Annotated in this window: 14 protein-coding genes and 1 riboswitch; all 14 genes read left to right on the forward strand. The window is 73.8% G+C overall.

Translation table 11 applies throughout. From position 1 onward, the window contains the following. Positions 1 to 22: 22 nt before the first annotated feature. The 14 genes from PGH47_RS09750 (at position 23) to cobC (ending at position 17,937) form a co-directional block, all read left to right on the forward strand. Entirely contained in the window at positions 23 to 244 is a 222-nt protein-coding gene (locus PGH47_RS09750) for a hypothetical protein (RefSeq protein ID WP_030956485.1), read from the forward strand. Positions 245 to 399: 155 nt separating this feature from the next. Then, positions 400 to 519: riboswitch (cobalamin riboswitch) on the forward strand. A 96-nt stretch (positions 520 to 615) separates the two neighbouring features. Continuing rightward, positions 616 to 1,557, forward strand: coding sequence for a cobalamin biosynthesis protein (locus tag PGH47_RS09755; RefSeq protein WP_271663079.1), 942 nt, complete (start codon positions 616 to 618; stop codon positions 1,555 to 1,557). Next, a complete protein-coding gene (locus PGH47_RS09760) occupies positions 1,554 to 3,101 on the forward strand; it encodes a cobyric acid synthase (RefSeq protein ID WP_271663080.1) in 1,548 nt (515 codons plus the stop codon). Before PGH47_RS09755 ends, PGH47_RS09760 begins: the two co-directional genes overlap by 4 nt. After that, complete coding sequence (gene cobN / locus PGH47_RS09765) at positions 3,098 to 6,754, forward strand: cobaltochelatase subunit CobN (RefSeq protein ID WP_271663081.1); 3,657 nt, start codon at positions 3,098 to 3,100, stop codon at positions 6,752 to 6,754. The genes PGH47_RS09760 and cobN overlap by 4 nt, the downstream gene beginning before the upstream one ends. Then, positions 6,751 to 8,760, forward strand: coding sequence for a putative cobaltochelatase (locus PGH47_RS09770; protein ID WP_271663082.1), 2,010 nt, complete (start codon positions 6,751 to 6,753; stop codon positions 8,758 to 8,760). The genes cobN and PGH47_RS09770 overlap by 4 nt, the downstream gene beginning before the upstream one ends. Beyond that, on the forward strand, positions 8,760 to 9,359 hold the full coding sequence (cobO, locus tag PGH47_RS09775; RefSeq protein WP_271663083.1) for a cob(I)yrinic acid a,c-diamide adenosyltransferase: 600 nt from the start codon (positions 8,760 to 8,762) through the stop codon (positions 9,357 to 9,359). The genes PGH47_RS09770 and cobO overlap by 1 nt, the downstream gene beginning before the upstream one ends. Next, the gene (locus PGH47_RS09780) at positions 9,359 to 10,840 is read left to right on the forward strand and encodes a cobyrinate a,c-diamide synthase (protein WP_271663084.1); all 1,482 of its coding nucleotides are present in this window, start codon (positions 9,359 to 9,361) and stop codon (positions 10,838 to 10,840) included. Before cobO ends, PGH47_RS09780 begins: the two co-directional genes overlap by 1 nt. Further along, complete coding sequence (gene cobI / locus PGH47_RS09785; RefSeq protein ID WP_271663085.1) at positions 10,837 to 11,568, forward strand: precorrin-2 C(20)-methyltransferase; 732 nt, start codon at positions 10,837 to 10,839, stop codon at positions 11,566 to 11,568. The genes PGH47_RS09780 and cobI overlap by 4 nt, the downstream gene beginning before the upstream one ends. 54 nt (positions 11,569 to 11,622) lie before the next feature. Next, positions 11,623 to 12,441 (forward strand): precorrin-4 C(11)-methyltransferase, encoded by an 819-nt coding sequence (gene cobM, locus PGH47_RS09790; RefSeq protein ID WP_271663086.1) that lies wholly within the window; start codon positions 11,623 to 11,625, stop codon positions 12,439 to 12,441. Then, positions 12,438 to 13,676, forward strand: a complete 1,239-nt coding sequence (gene cbiE, locus PGH47_RS09795) for a precorrin-6y C5,15-methyltransferase (decarboxylating) subunit CbiE (RefSeq protein WP_271663087.1) — start codon at positions 12,438 to 12,440, stop codon at positions 13,674 to 13,676. The genes cobM and cbiE overlap by 4 nt, the downstream gene beginning before the upstream one ends. Beyond that, complete coding sequence (gene cobJ, locus PGH47_RS09800; RefSeq protein ID WP_271663088.1) at positions 13,673 to 15,373, forward strand: precorrin-3B C(17)-methyltransferase; 1,701 nt, start codon at positions 13,673 to 13,675, stop codon at positions 15,371 to 15,373. Before cbiE ends, cobJ begins: the two co-directional genes overlap by 4 nt. Continuing rightward, on the forward strand, positions 15,370 to 15,960 hold the full coding sequence (locus tag PGH47_RS09805) for a precorrin-8X methylmutase (RefSeq protein WP_271663089.1): 591 nt from the start codon (positions 15,370 to 15,372) through the stop codon (positions 15,958 to 15,960). The genes cobJ and PGH47_RS09805 overlap by 4 nt, the downstream gene beginning before the upstream one ends. Continuing rightward, positions 15,957 to 16,886: a sirohydrochlorin chelatase gene (locus PGH47_RS09810; RefSeq protein ID WP_271663090.1), complete on the forward strand. Its 930-nt coding sequence runs from the start codon at positions 15,957 to 15,959 to the stop codon at positions 16,884 to 16,886. Before PGH47_RS09805 ends, PGH47_RS09810 begins: the two co-directional genes overlap by 4 nt. Beyond that, positions 16,876 to 17,937, forward strand: a complete 1,062-nt coding sequence (cobC, locus tag PGH47_RS09815) for an Rv2231c family pyridoxal phosphate-dependent protein CobC (protein ID WP_271663091.1) — start codon at positions 16,876 to 16,878, stop codon at positions 17,935 to 17,937. The genes PGH47_RS09810 and cobC overlap by 11 nt, the downstream gene beginning before the upstream one ends. Positions 17,938 to 17,962 lie beyond the last annotated feature (25 nt).

Here is a 17,962-nt window from a genome sequence, read left to right on the forward strand (position 1 = left end):
CGGCTATCCAGAAAGTAGAAGCATGAAGATCGACTGGGCGGCACTCGGCTCCGTCTTCGGCGTCAGCCTCGTGGTCACGGTGGCCCTGGTGGGCCTGTTCACCCTCGGCGTCGCGGGTCTCTCGCGCCGCGAACGGGCCGTGGCCCAGGGCGACTCGGCCTCGCTCGCGGTCACCGGCGCCTATGCCTGCTTCGCGGCCTGCGCGGCGGCCGTGGGCTACGGGATCTATCTGATCGTGGCGTGACCCACAGGCCCGTCGTGGCCTGACCCACAACACGCGAAACACCCGAGGTGCGGGACGGACGACCGTCCCGCACCTCGCTGCTGTGTGGGCCTTCGCACACTCTCCCGTCGCAGGTCAACGGCAAGTTGACGCCCCTCGGAACCCCGTGGTGGACTTCCGGGGCCAAGTACGACGGCAGAAGAGGAAGCCGGTGAGAATCCGGCGCGGTCCCGCCACTGTCACCGGGGTAGCAATCCCCGGGAGCCAGGAACTCTCGCCGTCGGTCTCGTCGAACCAGGGCGCGGACACCCTGAGTGAGGACACAACGCGATGCTCGCCTGCCGATCGACATGCAGTAGACCCTCGTCCGGCCGTACGGTCGGCTGACCCCGATGCGAGCCGATCGCGTCTTCGCGTACGGCGCCGCCGCCGGGCTCCTCGGTGACCTGCTGCTCGGCGATCCCCGCCGGGGGCATCCGGTCGCCGCGTTCGGACGGGCCGCGGCCGCCGTGGAACGGGTGTTGTGGCGCGACGACCGCGCACGCGGCGCCCTGCACACCGCCGTGTGCGCCGGTGGCGCCGTTGCCCTGGGTGCCGTCGCCGCCCGTGTCGTCCGTACCTCTCCGGCCGCCTCCCTCGCGCTGACCGGCGCCGCCACCTGGGCGGTCGTCGGGGGCACCTCGCTCGCCCGGGAGGCCCGTGCCGTCGGGCGGGCCCTGGAGGCGGGGGACGTCGAGGGGGCCCGGGCGCGGCTGCCGCATCTGTGCGGCCGGGATCCGCAGGCGCTGGACGCGGACGGGATCGCGCGGGCGGTCGTGGAGTCCGTCGCCGAGAACACCTCCGACGCGGTCGTGGGCGCCCTGGTGTGGGGGGCCGTCGGCGGGGTGCCCGGACTGCTCGGCTTCCGGGCCGTGAACACGCTCGACGCGATGGTCGGGCACCGGTCGCCCAAGTACCTGCGCTACGGCTGGGCTTCGGCCCGCCTCGACGACGTGGCCGGCTGGCCGGGGGCGCGGCTGACGGCCGTACTCGCCACTCTCGCCGGCGACGATCCCCGGGGGGCGGTGCGGGCCTGGCGTGCCGATGCCGCCGCGCATCCGAGCCCCAACGCCGGGCCCGTCGAAGCCTCGTTCGCGGGAGCCCTCGGGGTGCGGCTGGGCGGGACCCTCTCCTACGGCGGCCGGGTCGAGCACCGTCCCGTGCTGAACGGGAACGGACGGGCCGTGGGCGTCCACGACGTCGAGCGGGCCGTACGGCTGTCGAAGCGTGTGAGTTGGCTGGCGCTCGGCGTGTGTGTCGCCGCGCGCAGTATCGCGAAGGGGCGTACCTCATGACGGGCGGTGGCCTTCTTGTCGCCGGCACCACCTCCGACGCGGGCAAGAGCGTCGTCACGGCCGGGATCTGCCGGTGGCTGGTACGGCAGGGGGTGAAGGTCGCGCCGTTCAAGGCGCAGAACATGTCCCTGAACTCGTTCGTGACGCGCGAGGGCGCCGAGATCGGGCGGGCGCAGGCCATGCAGGCCCAGGCGTGCCGGGTCGAGCCGACCGCGCTGATGAACCCCGTGCTGCTCAAGCCCGGCGGTGAGCAGAGCAGTCAGGTCGTGCTGCTGGGCAAGCCGGTGGGCGAGCTGAGCGCGCGCGGCTACCACGGCGGTCGGCAGCAGCAGTTGCTCGGGACGGTGCTGGAGTGCCTCGCCGAGTTGCGGGGCACGTATGACGCGGTGATCTGTGAGGGGGCCGGCTCTCCGGCCGAGATCAATCTGCGGCGGACCGACATCGTCAACATGGGCATCGCCCGCAATGCCGGGCTGCCGGTGCTCGTCGTCGGCGACATCGACCGCGGCGGCGTCTTCGCCTCCTTCTTCGGGACCGTCGCGCTGCTGTCCCGTCAGGACCAGGAGCTGATCGCCGGGTTCCTCGTCAACAAGTTCCGCGGCGACGTGTCGCTGCTCGAACCCGGCCTCGACATGCTGCACGACCTCACCGGGCGGCGGACGTACGGCGTCCTGCCCTTCCGGCACGGTCTCGGCATCGACGAGGAGGACGGGATGGGGGTCCCCCCGCTCGAGCGAAGCCGAGAGTGGGGGAGGATCTCACTGCGGGGCGCCGTACGGGAGTCGGAGGTCTCCTCCCCCTTCGGTGCGGACGTGCTGCGCGTCGCCGTGTGTGCCGTGCCGCTGATGTCCAACTTCACCGACGTCGACGCCCTCGCCGCCGAACCCGGCGTCGTCGTGCGGTTCGTGGACCGGCCGGAGGAACTGGCCGACGCGGACCTGGTCGTGGTCCCCGGCACCCGGGGCACCGTCCGCGCCCTGGAGTGGCTCCGGGAGCGCGGGCTCGCGCGGGCCCTGGTCCGCAGGGCCGCCGAGGGGCGGCCGATCCTCGGCATCTGCGGCGGCTTCCAGCTCCTCGGCGAGCACATCGAGGACGACGTGGAGAGCCGGCGCGGACAGGTCGAGGGGCTCGGGGTGCTGCCCGTCCGGGTGCGGTTCGCCCGGGAGAAGACCCTGACCCGGCCGGTCGGCGAGGCCCTCGGAGAGTCGGTCGAGGGGTACGAGATCCACCACGGGGTCGCCGAGGTGACAGGAGGAGAACCCTTCTTGGACGGCTGCCGGGTCGGCCGGACCTGGGGCACGCACTGGCACGGCTCGCTGGAGTCGGACGGCTTCAGGCGGGCGTTCCTGCGCGAGGTGGCGGCCGCCGCGGGCCGCCGGTTCGTGCCGGCGCCCGACACCTCGTTCGCCGCGCTGCGCGAGGAGCAGCTCGACCGGCTCGGCGATCTCATCGAACAGCACGCGGACACGGACGCGCTGTGGCGGCTCATCGAGTCCGGCGCGCCGCAAGGACTGCCTTTCATTCCACCGGGAGCGCCCGCATGAGCACAGTGTTGTTGTTGTCGACCGCCGACACGGATCTGCTGGCGGCCCGAGCCGCCTCCGGTGCCGACTACCGGATCGGCAACCCGACGCGCGTGGACGTCGAGACCGAGCTGCCCGCGCTGCTCGACGGCGCGGACCTCGCCGTCGTCCGGCTGCTGGGCGGCAAGCGGGCCTGGGAGGACGGGCTCGCGAAGCTGAAGGCGTCGGGTGTGCCGACCGTGCTGCTGGGCGGCGAGGCCGTGCCGGACGCCGAACTGATGGCGGAGTCGTCCGTCCCGGCCGGTGTGGTCGCCGAGGCGCTGAAATACCTCGTCGAGGGCGGGCCCGCCAACCTCACCGAGCTCGCCCGGTTCCTCTCCGACACCGTGCTGCTGACGGGCGAGGGGTTCGTCGAGCCGCAGAAGATGCCGGAGTACGGCGTCCACGGCGACCGTACGCTCCAGGAGGGCCGTCCGACCGTCGGCGTGCTCTTCTACCGGGCCCATGAACTCAGCGGCAACACCGCGTTCGTGGACACCCTGTGCGACGCGATCGAGGCGCGGGGCGCCAACGCGCTGCCGGTGTACTGCGGTTCGCTGCGCGGCGCGGACCCGGAGCTGTACGAGATCCTCGGCAGGGCCGACGCCCTGGTCGCCACCGTCCTCGCCGCCGGCGGCACGCACGCCTCGCAGGCCTCGGCGGGCGGCGACGAGGAGGCGTGGGACATCGGCAGGCTGGCCGAGCTGAACGTCCCCGTGCTGCAGGGGCTGTGCCTGACGTCGTCCAAGAGCGCCTGGGACGAGTCCGACGCCGCCCTGACCCCGATGGACGCGGCGATGCAGGTCGCGATCCCGGAGTTCGACGGCCGGCTGATCACCGTCCCCTTCTCCTTCAAGGAGCAGGGCCCGGACGACGTGCCCGTGTACGTGGCCGACCCGGAGCGGGCCGGACGCGTCGCCGGGATCGCCGTACGGCACGCGCGGTTGCGGCACAAGCCGAACGCCGACAAGAAGCTCGCGCTCGTCTTCACCGCCTACCCGACCAAGCACTCGCGCGTCGGCAACGCGGTCGGCCTGGACACCCCCGCCTCCGCGGTGCGGGTGCTGGACGCGCTCAAGCAGGCCGGGTACGGGGTGACCGAGTACCCGGACAACGGCGACGAGTTGATCCACCGGCTCATCGAGGCGGGCGGGCACGACGTCGAGTGGCTGACCGAGGACCAGCTGGCGTCGGCGCCCGCGCGCGTGCCGCTCGCCGACTACCAGGCCTGGTTCGACAAGCTCGACCCGGAACTCAAGGACGCCATGACCGAGGCGTGGGGCGAGCCGCCGGGCTCGCTGTACGTCGACGGGGACGACATCGTGCTGGCCTCCCTCCAGTTCGGGAACGTCGTCGTGATGATCCAGCCGCCGCGCGGCTTCGGCGAGAACCCGATCGCGATCTACCACGACCCGGACATGCCGCCCTCGCACCACTACATGGCCGCCTACCGGTGGCTGGAGAACTCGTTCGGCGCCGACGCGATCGTGCACATGGGCAAGCACGGCACGATGGAGTGGCTGCCGGGCAAGGGGCTCGGGCTGAGCGGCGGCTGCGCCCCGGACGCCGTCCTCGGGGACCTGCCGCTGATCTACCCGTTCATCGTCAACGACCCCGGCGAGGGCACCCAGGCCAAGCGCCGCGGTCACGCCACGGTCGTCGACCACCTGGTGCCGCCGATGGCCCGCGCGGACACCTACGGCGACCTGGCCAAGCTGGAGCAGCTGCTCGACGAGTACGCGCTGGTGTCGGACCTGGACCCGACGAAGGCGCCGGCGGTCAGGGCCCAGATCTGGACGCTGGTCAAGGCGGCCGAGCTCCATCACGACCTGCATGTCGACGAGCAGCCGGACGACGGCGACTTCGACGAGTTCGTCATGCACATCGACGGCTATCTGTGCGAGATCAAGGACGTGCAGATCCGCGACGGCCTGCACATCCTGGGCGGCGGCCCGGTCGGCGAGCCGCGCGTGAACCTGGTCCTCGCCGTGCTGCGTGCCTCGCAGGTGTGGGGCGGGCAGGCGAACGCGCTGCCGGGCCTGCGGGCGTCGCTGGCCGAGCACTTCGGCCTGGTGGAGAAGGAGCTGCTCGCCGAGCCGGGTGCTCCGGTGAAGGTTCCGGTCGAGCTGAGCGATCTCGTCGAGGGCCCGTCCCGTACGGCCGCCGACGCGATCGACCTGCTGGAGCAACTGTGCCGGCGGGTCGCGGAGGGGATGGAGTCCAACGGCTGGGCGGTGTCCGAGGCTCCCGTCCTCGTGCGTGACGTCCTCGGCGCCGAACTCCCCGAGGCCGTCGCCGTGCTGGAGTTCGCCTGCGACGAGGTCGTGCCGCGTCTCGCCCGGACCACGGACGAGATCGGCCACATCCTCAAGGCGCTCGACGGCGGTTACGTCCCGGCGGGCCCGTCCGGTTCACCGACGCGCGGTCTGGTCAACGTCCTGCCGACGGGCCGGAACTTCTACTCCGTCGACCCCAAGGCCATTCCGTCCAGGCTGAGCTGGGAGGTAGGGCAGTCGCTCGCCGACTCGCTGGTGCAGCGGTACCTCCAGGACACGGGCGAGTACCCGAAGTCCGTCGGCCTGACGGTCTGGGGCACCTCGGCCATGCGCACCCAGGGCGACGACATCGCCGAGATCCTCGCGCTGCTGGGCTGCCGCCCGGTGTGGGACGACGCCTCGCGCCGGGTGACCGGGTTCGAGATCATCGGCCTTGAGGAGCTCGGGCGCCCGCGCATCGACGTCACCGTCCGCATCTCCGGCTTCTTCCGGGACGCGTTCCCGCACGTCGTCGGCCTGATCGACGACGCCGTGCGCAAGGTCGCCGAACTGGACGAGCCGGCCGGGCAGAACTTCGTGAAGGCGCACGCCGACGAGGACACCGCCGAGCACGGTGACCGGCGCAGGGCGACGGCCCGTGTCTTCGGCTCCAAGCCGGGCGCGTACGGCGCCGGTCTGCTGCCGCTGATCGACGCCCGCAACTGGCGCTCGGACGCCGACCTGGCCGAGGTGTACGCCGTCTGGGGCGGCTACGCCTACGGGCGCGGGCTCGACGGCCGGGCGGCGCGCGGCGACATGGAGACCGCGTTCAAGCGGATCAACGTGGCCGCGAAGAACGTCGACACCCGCGAGCACGACCTCGTGGACGCCGACGACTACTTCCAGTACCACGGCGGCATGGTCGCCATGGTGCGGCACCTGACGGGCGCCAACCCCGAGGCGTACGTGGGCGACAGCGCCACCCCCGACCAGGTGAAGACCCGCACGCTCGGCGAGGAGACCCACCGTGTCTTCCGGGCCCGCGTGGTCAACCCGCGCTGGATGGCGGCCATGCGCAGGCACGGCTACAAGGGCGCCTTCGAGATGGCGGCGACCGTGGACTACCTGTTCGGCTACGACGCCACCGCGGGCGTGGTCGACGACTGGATGTACGAGAAGCTCAGCGCGGAGTACGTCTTCGACGCCGAGAACCGGGACTTCATGAAGAAGTCCAACCCCTGGGCGCTGCGCGGCATCACCGAACGGCTCCTGGAGGCCGCGGACCGCGGGCTGTGGGCCGAGCCGGACGCCGACACACTGGAGCGGCTGCGCGCCACGTACCTGGAGCTGGAAGGCGACTTGGAGGGCGACGAGAAGTGACAACCCCCTTCCCCTTTACGGCCGTTGTCGGCCAGGACGACCTGCGGCTCGCTCTGCTGCTGAACGCCGTGTCGCCGGCGGTCGGCGGTGTGCTGGTGCGCGGCGAGAAGGGCACCGCCAAATCGACGGCGGTACGGGCGCTGTCGGCGCTGATGCCCGAGGTGCCTGTCGTCCCCGGCTGCCGCTTCTCCTGCGACCCGGGCGCCCCGGATCCCGCGTGCCCGGACGGACCGCACGAGGAGACGGGCGCCGGCACGCGCCGGCCCGCCCGCATGGTCGAACTGCCCGTCGGTGCCTCGGAGGACCGGCTGGTCGGCGCGCTGGACATCGAGCGGGCGCTCGCCGAGGGCGTGAAGGCCTTCGAGCCGGGACTCCTCGCCGACGCCCACCGCGGGATCCTGTACGTCGACGAGGTCAACCTCCTCCACGACCACCTGGTCGACCTGCTCCTTGACGCCGCGGCGATGGGTGCGTCGTACGTCGAACGCGAGGGTGTCTCGGTCCGGCACGCCGCCCGTTTCCTCCTCGTCGGGACCATGAACCCCGAGGAGGGCGAGCTGCGGCCGCAGTTGCTCGACCGGTTCGGCCTGACCGTCGAGGTCGCCGCCTCGCGGGAGCCCGACCAGCGGGTGGAGGTCGTCAGGCGGCGGCTCGCGTACGACGACGACCCGGGCGCCTTCGCCGCCCGGTGGGCCGACGAGGAGCGCACCGTACGTCAACGGATCGTCGCCGCGCGGGAGTTGCTGCCGTCGGTGCGGCTGGGTGACGGGGCGCTCCGGCAGATCGCGGCGACCTGTGCCGCGTTCGAGGTGGACGGCATGCGGGCCGACATCGTGATGGCCCGTACGGCGACCGCTCTGGCCGCGTGGGCCGGACGGACCGATGTGCTCGCCGAGGACGTGCGGCAGGCGGCGCTGCTGGCGCTGCCGCACCGCAGGCGGCGCAACCCCTTCGACGCGCCCGGCCTGGACGAGGACAAGCTCGACGAGACCCTGGAGGAGTTCGGGGGTTCCGAGGACGAGGACCCGGATCCCGGTCCGGACGGTCCCGGCGGGGGCGGCGGGCAGCCGCCGCAGTCCGACGACGGCCCGCAAGGGGGCGACACGGCCGCGCGTCCCGAGGCCGGTGAGGACGGGGAGCCGCAGGGCTCCGGGGCCGGGGAGCAGACTCCCGTACGGGCCTCCGAGCCGTTCCGGGCGAAGGCGCTGAGCGTGCCGGGTGTCGGTGAGGGCGGGGCCGCCGGGCGGCGTTCGCGGGCGCGGACCGAGCACGGGCGGACCACGGGGGCCCGACGGCCCCGCGGGACGCTGACGAAGCTGCACCTGGCGGCCACCGTGCAGGCGGCTGCGCCGCATCAGCGGGCCCGGGGTCGGTCGGGGCGCGGCCTCGTGGTGCGCCGGGACGATCTGCGGCAGGCCGTGCGGGAGGGACGCGAGGGGAACCTCGTGCTGTTCGTGGTGGACGCCTCCGGGTCGATGGCGGCGCGGCAGCGGATGGGCGCGGTGAAGGGCGCGGTGCTGTCGCTGCTGCTGGACGCGTATCAGCGGCGGGACAAGGTGGGGCTTGTGACGTTCCGGGGGTCGGCCGCCGATGTGGCACTGCCGCCGACGTCGTCCGTGGACGCCGCCGCGGCCCGGCTGGAGTCCCTGCCGACCGGTGGGCGGACACCGCTCGCGGCGGGGCTGCTGAAGGCGCACGAGGTGCTGCGGGTCGAACGGCTGCGGGATCCGGCCCGGCGGGCGCTGGTGGTCCTGGTGACCGACGGGCGGGCCACGGGCGGCCCGGAGCCGGTGGCGCTCGCGGGGCGGGCGGCCCGGCTGTTCGCGGCGGACGGGGTCGCCTCCGTGGTCGTGGACTGCGAGTCGGGGCCGGTGCGGCTGGGGCTCGCGGGGCAGCTCGCGGGTGAGCTGGGCGGTACGGCGGTGACGCTGGACGAGTTGCGGGCGGACTCGATCGCGGGGCTGGTCAGGGATGTTCAGGGTGGGTCGAAGAGGAGGGCCGCGTAATGCCGCAGGGGCAGCCGAGTGTGGTGCCGGACGATGGCCTGACGACGCGTCAGCGGCGTAATCGGCCGCTGGTGGTGGTGCACACCGGCATCGGGAAGGGCAAGTCGACCGCCGCGTTCGGGCTCGCGCTGCGCGCCTGGAACCAGGGTTGGCCCATCGGGGTGTTCCAGTTCGTCAAGTCCGCGAAGTGGAAGGTCGGCGAGGAGAACGCGCTGCGGGTGCTCGGCGCCTCCGGTGAGGGCGGCTCCGTCGACTGGCACAAGATGGGCGAGGGCTGGTCCTGGGTCCAGCGGGACGCCCAGATGGACAACGAGGAGAAGGCCCGGGAGGGCTGGGAGCAGGTCAAGCGGGACCTGGCCGCCGAGACGTACAAACTGTACGTGCTGGACGAGTTCGCGTACCCGATGCACTGGGGCTGGGTCGACACCGACGAGGTCGTCGACGTGCTGCGCGACCGGCCGGGGACCCAGCATGTCGTGATCACCGGGCGGAACGCGCCGGAGAAGCTGGTCGGGTTCGCCGATCTGGTGACCGACATGTCGAAGGTCAAGCACCCGATGGACGCGGGCCAGAAGGGCCAGAGAGGCATCGAGTGGTGATGTCTTCCGTCCCTCGGCTGGTCATCGCCGCGCCGTCCTCCGGCAGCGGCAAGACCACCGTCGCCACGGGGTTGATGGCCGCGTTCGCCGCGCGGGGGCTCGCCGTGTCCCCGCACAAGGTCGGACCGGACTACATCGACCCCGGGTACCACACGCTCGCGAGCGGGCGGGTGGGGCGGAATCTCGACGCGTACCTGTGCGGTCCTGAGTTGGTCGGGCCGTTGTTCCTGCACGGGGCGCGCGGGTGTGACATCGCCGTCGTCGAGGGTGTGATGGGGCTGTACGACGGGGCCGCAGGGGAGGGCGAGCTGGCGTCCACGGCCCATGTGGCGAAGCTGCTGCGGGCGCCGGTCGTGCTCGTCGTGGACGCCTCGTCGCAGTCGCGGTCCGTGGCGGCGCTGGTGCACGGGTTCGCGTCCTGGGATCCGCAGGTGCGGGTCGGGGGCGTGATCCTGAACAAGGTCGCGTCGGACCGGCACGAGGAACTGCTGCGGGACGCCCTGGACTCGGCGGGGGTGCCGGTGCTCGGGGTGCTGCGTCGGGCGGCCCTGGTGGACACGCCTTCGCGGCATCTGGGGCTGGTGCCGGTCGCGGAACGGCGGGCCGACGCCGTGGACGCGGTGGCGGCGATGGGGGCGCAGGTCGAAGCGGGGTGCGATCTGGAGGGGTTGCTGGGGCTGGCGCGGAGTGCGGGTGCGTTGCCGTGTGCGGCTTGGGATGCGGCTGAGGCGCTGGCTCCCGCGGCGGAGCCGCTGATGGATGCAGCGCCCCCGCCGCCCCTTCCCGTCCCGACCCCGGGGGCTGCGCCCCCGGACCCCCGCTTTCGGCCCGAAGGGCCTCGTCCTCCAACGCCGGACGGGCTGAAGGATGCGAAGCGGCGTGTGAGAGTTGCCGTCGCCGGCGGCCCCGCCTTCACCTTCTCCTACGCCGAGCACGCCGAGCTGCTCACCGCCGCCGGTGCGGAGGTCGTTCCCTTCGATCCCTTGCGGGACGAGCAACTGCCGGACGGGACGGTCGGGTTGGTCATCGGGGGTGGTTTTCCCGAGGTGTACGCGGCCGAGCTGTCCGCCAACGAGCCGCTGCGCAAGGCCGTCGCCGCGCTGGCGCAGAGCGGTGCTCCCGTCGCCGCCGAGTGTGCGGGGCTGCTGTATCTGTGCCGTGAGCTGGACGGGCTGCCCATGTGCGGGGTGCTGGACGCGAGCGCGCGGATGAGCGAGCGGCTCACGCTCGGGTACCGGGACGCCGTGGCCGTCGGCGACAGCTCGCTCGCCGTCGCGGGGACGCGGATGCGGGCGCACGAGTTTCATCGGACCGTCGTCGAGCCCGGCTCGGGGACGGCGCCCGCGTGGGGAGTCAGGTCTCCTCGGCGCCGGGTCGAAGGTTTCGTACAGCAGGGCGTGCACGCGAGTTATCTGCACACGCACTGGGCCGCCGAGCCCGGTGTCGCCCGTCGGTTCGTGGAGAGGTGCCGGACGTCATGAGCAGCAGGTTGATCGGAGTCGGGGTCGGTCCCGGCGATCCGGAGCTGGTGACCGTGAAGGGCGTCAACGCGCTGCGCGCCGCCGATGTCGTCGTCGTACCCGTCATGGACAGCGGGGAGCGGGGGCGGGCCGAGGCGACCGTGCTGCACTACGTGCCCGAGGAGAAGGTCGTACGGGTCGTGTTCGCGCTGAACGAGCGAACCGACCGGGCGCGGCGCGAGGCCGCCTGGGACGCGGCGGGCCAGCGGGTCGCCCGGCTGCTGGCGGAGCACGGCGCCGTCGCCTTCGCCACCATCGGCGACCCCAACGTGTACTCCACGTTCACGTATCTCGCCCAGACCATCGGCGAGCTGGTGCCCGGCACCGTCGTGGAGACCGTGCCCGGCATCACCGCCATGCAGGACCTCGCCGCGCGCTCCGGCGCGGTCCTCACCGAGGGGACGGAGCCGCTCACGCTGGTGCCCGTCACCGCCGGTTCGGCCGTGCTGAAGGACGCGCTCGCCGGGCCCGGCACCGTCGTCGCCTACAAGTTCGGGCGGCAGGCGGCCGAGGTCGCCGAGGCGCTGCGGGAGACCGGGCGGATCGACGACGCGGTGTGGGGGTCGGCGCTGGGCCTCGCGGAGGAGTCGATCCGGCCGGCCGCCGACCTCGACGACACCCCGCTGCCCTATCTCTCGACCCTGATCGCACCCGCCCGCCGCGACGGCGGCCGGGGCGGCAAGCTCTGACGTCCGCCCCCGCCCCCACCGACCCCCTGTACCTGTAGGAGAGGACCGATCCCCATGGCCGATGCCCCCAGCGGCAAAGTGACCTTCGTCGGTGCCGGCCCCGGCGCCGCCGATCTGCTGACGTTCCGTGCCGCGCGCGCCATCGCCGAGGCCGACGTCGTGATCTGGGCGGCCAGCCTGGTCCAGGCGGAGGTCCTCCAGCACGCGCGGGAGGGCGCCGAGATCCTCGACTCGGCGACCATGTCCCTGGAGGACGTCGTCGGTGTGTACGAGCGGGCGTGGGCCGAGTGCCTCAAGGTCGCCCGTATCCACTCGGGCGATCCGGCGCTGTGGGGCGGCACGCAGGAGCAGCTCGACCGGTGTGCCTCGATCGGCATCGCCACCGAGGTCGTCCCCGGCGTGTCCGCCTTCTCCGCCGTGGCCGCGCTGGCCCAGCGGGAGCTGACGATCCCCGAGGTCGCCCAGTCCGTGGTGCTGACCCGGCTCGGTGGCGGCAAGACGCCGATGCCGCCGGGCGAGGAGGTGCGGGAGTTCGCCAAGCACGGCACGACGATGGCGGTCTTCCTGTCCGCCGCCCGCAGCGGGCAGCTGGTGCGGGAGCTGCTGGAGGGCGGCTATCCGACGTCCACGCCGGTCGTCGTCGCCTACCAGGCGACCTGGCCGGAGGAGCTGGTGGTGCGGTGCACCATCGGGACGCTGGAGGAGACCGTCAAGGAGCACAAGCTCTGGAAGCACACCCTGTTCCTGGTCGGGCCGGCGCTCGACGCCCACGGCACGCGCTCGCACCTGTACCACCCCGGTCACTTCCACGGGTACCGCAAGGCCGACCCGCAGGCGCGCAAGGCCCTGCGGGAGCGGGGAGCCGGTACGTGATCACCGTCGTCGGCACGGGGACGGGCGAGCCGCTGCCCGAGGACGTCCTCGCCGGGGCCGAACTGGTCGTAGGCGGGCGGCGGCACCTGGACGCCGCCGGCCCGGGCGACGACGTGGAGCGGGTCGTGCTCGGGGCGCTGGCTCCGGCTCTCGACACCATCGCGGAGTACGTGGAGAAGGACCGGCGCGTGGTCGTGCTGGCCTCCGGCGACCCGGGCTTCTTCGGGATCGTGCGGGCGCTCGCGGAGCGGTTCGGCCCGGAGCGGCTCCAGGTGCGGCCCGGGGTGTCGTCCGTCGCCGCCGCGTTCGCCCGGGTCGGGCTGCCCTGGGACGACGCGGTCGTCGTCAGTGCCCACGGGCGGGAGCTGCGCACGGCGGTGAACGTGTGCCGGGCCCGTCCGAAGGTGGCCGTGCTGACCGGTCCGGGCTCCGGGCCCGCCGAACTGGGCGCCGCGCTCGCCCGCAAGGCCGACGCACGGGTGCTCGTCGTCGCCTCCGCGCTGGGCACCGGGGACGAGCGCGTGGAGCGGGTGACGCCCGCCGAGGCCGCCGCCCGTGACTGGGGCACGTCCGTGAGCGTGGTGCTGTGTCTGGACCCGGCGCGGGCGCTCGGCGGGCTGCGCACGGTCGCCGGGGAGGGTGCCGGGCCCACGGCGTGGGCGCTGGACGAGGGCGAGTTCGCCCACCGGGACTCGATGATCACCAAGTTCGAGGTACGGGCGCTGGCGCTGGCCCGCCTCGGGCCGCGGCTCGGCGACCTGGTGTGGGACGTCGGCGCGGGCTCGGGGTCGGTGGCCGTGGAGTGCGCGCGGCTGGGTGCCGCCGTCACCGCCGTCGAGAAGACCCGGGACGGGATCGAGCGGATCCGCGCCAACGCCGACGCGCACGGCGTCGACGTCCATGTCGTGCACGGGGCGGCGCCCACCGTCCTGTCCGACCTGGAGGATCCGGACGCCGTGTTCATCGGCGGCGGGGGGCGCGAACTGCCGGCCATCGTCACCGCCTGCGCCCGGCGCGCCCGGCGCTCGGTGGTCGTCGCGATGGCGGCGCTGGACCGGGTGCCGGCCGCCCGCGAGGCGCTGACCTGCGCCGGGTTCGACTGTGACGGGGTGCTGCTGCACTCCTCGCGGCTCGCGCCGCTGCCGGGGGATGTGACGCGGCTCGCGTCGACGAATCCGGTGTTCCTGTTGTGGGGTGTCAGAAAGCCCCTGGACCGTGAGGGAGTTGCTCAGTGATCGGCCTCATTTCCGCCACCGCGGCGGGGGCGGCGGCGCGCGACCGGCTGGCCGCGGCGTGGCCGGACCGGGTGCGTGTGTACGACGGGCCCGTCGGGGACGCCGTGCGGCGGGCGTTCGCGGAGTGCGAGCAGCTCGTGTGTTTCCTGGCGACCGGCGCGGTCGTACGGTTGATCGCCCCGCTGCTGGGCGACAAGACGGCCGACCCGGGTGTGGTGTGCGTCGACGAGGGCGGGCGGTTCGCCGTGTCGCTGGTCGGCGGACACGGCGGCGGTGCGAATGAACTCGCCCGTGAGGTGGGTGAGTTGCTGGGTGCGGAGCCGGTGGTGACGACGGCGACCGATGCCGTGGGGGTGCCCGGTCTGGACACGCTCGGGCTGCCCGTCGAGGGCGATGTCGCCGGGGTCTCGCGGGCCCTGCTCGACGGGGAGCCGGTGGCGCTGCGGGCCGAGGTGGCCTGGCCGCTGCCGCCGCTGCGGGCCGGCGCCGAGGGGTCGTACACGATCCGGGTGACGGACCGGCTGGTGGAGCCCGGCGAGCGGGAGGTCGTACTGCGTCCGCCGTCGCTCGTCGTCGGCGTCGGGGCGTCCAGGGGCGCGCCGGCCGACGAGGTGCTCGGGCTGGTCGAGAGCGCGCTGCGGGACGCCGGTCTGTCCCCCGCGTCCCTCGCCGAACTCGCCACCGTCGACGCCAAGGCCGACGAGCCCGGCATCCGCGGGGCCGCCGAGCGCCTCGGTGTCCCCCTGGTCACCCGCTCCGCGGACGAGCTGGCCGTGGTGGAGGTCCCCAACCCCTCCGACGCGCCGCTCGCCGCCGTGGGCACCCCCTCGGTCGCCGAGGCCGCCGCGCTCGTGGGCGGCGGTGAACTCCTCGTGCCGAAGCGGAAGTCCGAGCGTGCCGACGGGCGCCCGGCGATGGCGACCTGTGCCGTCGTACGGCGTCCTGGGCGCGGGCGGCTCTCGGTCGTCGGGCTCGGGCCCGGTGCCCGTGACCTGCTGACGCCCCGCGCGAAGGCGGAGTTGCGGCGGGCGTCGGTGCTGGTCGGGCTGGACCAGTACGTCGACCAGATCCGCGACCTGCTGCGGCCCGGCACCCGGATCCTTGAGTCCGGGCTCGGCGCCGAGGAGGAGCGGGCGCGCACGGCCGTCGAGGAGGCCCGCAAGGGCCAGGCCGTCACGCTGATCGGCAGCGGGGACGCGGGCGTGTACGCCATGGCCTCCCCCGCGCTCGCGGAGGCGTCCGACGACATCGACGTGATCGGCGTTCCGGGGGTGACGGCCGCGCTCGCCGCCGCCGCTATCCTCGGCGCCCCGCTCGGCCACGACCATGTGTCGATCAGCCTGTCCGACCTGCACACCCCGTGGGAGGTCATCGAGCGGCGGGTGCGGGCCGCGGCCGAGGCGGACATCGTGGTCACCTTCTACAACCCCCGTTCCCGGGGCCGTGACTGGCAGCTGCCCAAGGCGCTGGCGATCCTCGCCGAGCACCGGACGCCCACGACGCCGGTCGGGGTCGTACGGAACGCGTCGCGGCCGGACGAGTCCAGTCGGCTCACGACACTGGGCTCCCTGGATCCGGCGACGGTCGACATGATGACGGTCGTGACCGTCGGCAACACCGCTACCCGGGACATCGCCGGGCGCATGGTGACGCCGCGCGGCTACCGCTGGCAGGCATCGCAGGAGGGCCCGAGGTGAACCGAGTCGTCCATCCCATCGAGGTGGAGTCCTACCGGCGGATGCGCGCCCGGCTGGACACCTCGCACCTCCCGCCGCTGACCCGGGCGGTGGTGGAGAGGGTCGTCCACTCCGCCGCCGACCTCGACTACGCGTCCGATCTCGTCATGGACGAGGGCGAGCTGGCGAAGGCGCACGCGGCGCTGCACGCCGGGGCGCCCGTGGTCACCGATGTCGAGATGGTGGCCGCCGGGATCACCCGCCGGGAGACCGTCTGCCGGCTCAGGGACGCCGTGGCCGGTCCGGGGCTGACCCGTTCCGCGCACGCGATCCGGCTCGCCCACGAGCAGGTCGGTCCGGGTGCGCTGTGGGTGATCGGCAACGCGCCGACCGCTCTGGAGGAGCTGCTGGCCCTCGGCGTCTCCCCCGCGCTCGTCATCGGCCTGCCCGTCGGCTTCGTCGGCGCGGTCGAGTCCAAGGCGGCGTTGCGCGAGAGCGGGCTGCCCGCCGTGAGCAACGTGTCCGAGAAGGGCGGCTCGGCCGTGGCCTCCGCCGCGCTCAACGCCCTGCTGTACCACCCCGTTTCGCACTCCGAGGAGAAATCGTGACCACCCCGCCGCCCGCCCTGCTCATCGCCGGTCATGGCACCCGGGACGAAGCCGGAGCCGAGGCGTTCCGCGACTTCGTCCGGGAGCTGGGGCGCCGCCACCCCGAACTGCCCGTCGCGGGCGGCTTCATCGAGCTCTCCCCGCCGCCGCTGGGCGAGGCCGTCGCCGAACTGGTCGAGCGCGGCGTCCAGAGGTTCGCCGCGGTGCCGCTGATGCTCGTGTCCGCCGGGCACGCCAAGGGCGACATCCCGGCCGCGCTGGCCCGCGAGAAGGAGCGCCACCCCGGGATCTCCTACACCTACGGCCGCCCGCTGGGCCCGCACCCGTCGCTGCTGTCCGTGCTGGAGCGGCGGCTCGACGAGGCGCTCGGCTCCACGGGCCGCACGCCCGGGGACCGGGCCGAGGTGACCGTGCTGCTGGTGGGGCGCGGCTCGACCGACCCGGACGCCAACGCCGAGGTGCACAAGGCGGCGCGGCTGCTGTGGGAGGGGCGCGGTTACGCGGGGGTGGAGACGGCGTTCGTGTCGCTGGCGGCCCCGGACGTGCCCAGCGGGCTCGACCGGTGCGTGAAGCTGGGGGCGCGGAAGATCGTCGTCCTGCCGTACTTCCTGTTCACCGGGATCCTGCCGGACCGGGTGCGCCACCAGACGGAGGGCTGGGCGGCCGCCCACCCGGAGGTCGACGTGCGCTCGGCGGACGTCATCGGTCCCGAGCCTGAGCTGCTGGACCTGGTGATGGAGCGCTACCAGGAGGCCGTGAAGGGCGACCTGCGGATGAACTGCGACTCGTGCGTGTACCGCATCGCGCTGCCCGGCTTCGAGGACAAGGTCGGCATGCCGCAGCAGCCGCACTTCCACCCGGACGACGACGACCACCACCACGGGCACGGTCATCACCACCACGGCGCCCACTCGCATGCCCACTGAGGCGCACGACCTGCGCCACCACGGCGACGCCGAGGTCCGCGACGACGGCTCGGCGCTGGTCGACCTCGCGGTGAACGTCCGCGCGGACACGCCGCCCGCGTGGCTGCGCGAGCGCGTCGCGGGGTCGCTGGGCTCGCTCGCGGCCTACCCGGACGGGCGGGGCGCGCGGGCGGCGGTCGCGGCGCGGCACGGGCTGCCGACGGACCGGGTGCTGCTCACGGCGGGGGCGGCGGAGGCGTTCGTGCTGCTGGCCCGCGCCCTGAAGGTGCGCAGGCCGGTCGTCGTGCACCCGCAGTTCACGGAGCCGGAGGCGGCGCTGCGGGACGCCGGGCACACCGTCGACCGCGTGCTGCTGCGGGAGGAGGACGGCTTCCGGCTCGATCCGCGGGCCGTCCCCGAGGACGCCGACCTGGTGGTGATCGGCAACCCGACCAACCCGACGTCGGTCCTGCACCCGGCCGGGTCGATCGCCGAACTGGCGCGTCCCGGGCGGACGCTGGTGGTGGACGAGGCGTTCATGGACGCGGTGCCGGGCGAGCGGGAGGCGCTCGCCGGGCGGACGGACGTGCCGGGTCTGGTGGTGCTGCGCAGCCTGACCAAGACCTGGGGGCTGGCCGGGCTGCGGATCGGCTACGTCCTGGCCGCCCCGGAGACGGTCGCCGACCTGGAGCGCGCCCAGCCCCTGTGGCCTGTCTCCACGCCGGCGCTGGCCGCCGCCGAGGCCTGTGTGTCCTCGCAGGCGCTGGCGGAGGCTGCCCACGCGGCCCACCGCATCGCCGCCGACCGGGCCCATCTCGTCGCGGGACTGGCCGGGTTCGCGCCGGCGGGACTGCGGGTGGTGGAACCGGCCGAGGGGCCCTTCGTGCTCGTACGGCTGCCGGGGGCGGCCGCGGTACGCCGGCGGCTGCGCGACCTCGGGTACGCGGTCCGGCGCGGGGACACCTTCCCCGGGCTGGGCGAGGAGTGGCTGCGCCTGGCGGTGCGGGACCGCGCGACCGTCAGCGGGTTCCTGAGGGCGCTGGAGCGGGCGCTGACGTCGACGGCGCGCTGAGCCGGCGCGCCGTCCACTTCACTGC

The sequence above is a fragment of the Streptomyces sp. HUAS 31 genome (genome assembly GCF_028198125.1).
GTDB lineage: Bacteria > Actinomycetota > Actinomycetes > Streptomycetales > Streptomycetaceae > Streptomyces > Streptomyces chartreusis.

What these genes read in the sequence shown, in the direction of transcription:
- PGH47_RS09750 (WP_030956485.1), top strand. Translation starts at nt 23, where the DNA reads ATGAAGATCGACTGGGCGGCACTCGGCTCCGTCTTCGGCGTCAGCCTC.
- PGH47_RS09755 (WP_271663079.1), top strand. Translation starts at nt 616, where the DNA reads ATGCGAGCCGATCGCGTCTTCGCGTACGGCGCCGCCGCCGGGCTCCTC.
- PGH47_RS09760 (WP_271663080.1), top strand. Translation starts at nt 1,554, where the DNA reads ATGACGGGCGGTGGCCTTCTTGTCGCCGGCACCACCTCCGACGCGGGC.
- cobN (WP_271663081.1), top strand. Translation starts at nt 3,098, where the DNA reads ATGAGCACAGTGTTGTTGTTGTCGACCGCCGACACGGATCTGCTGGCG.
- cobO (WP_271663083.1), top strand. Translation starts at nt 8,760, where the DNA reads ATGCCGCAGGGGCAGCCGAGTGTGGTGCCGGACGATGGCCTGACGACG.
- PGH47_RS09780 (WP_271663084.1), top strand. Translation starts at nt 9,359, where the DNA reads ATGTCTTCCGTCCCTCGGCTGGTCATCGCCGCGCCGTCCTCCGGCAGC.
- cobI (WP_271663085.1), top strand. Translation starts at nt 10,837, where the DNA reads ATGAGCAGCAGGTTGATCGGAGTCGGGGTCGGTCCCGGCGATCCGGAG.
- cobM (WP_271663086.1), top strand. Translation starts at nt 11,623, where the DNA reads ATGGCCGATGCCCCCAGCGGCAAAGTGACCTTCGTCGGTGCCGGCCCC.
- cobC (WP_271663091.1), top strand. Translation starts at nt 16,876, where the DNA reads ATGCCCACTGAGGCGCACGACCTGCGCCACCACGGCGACGCCGAGGTC.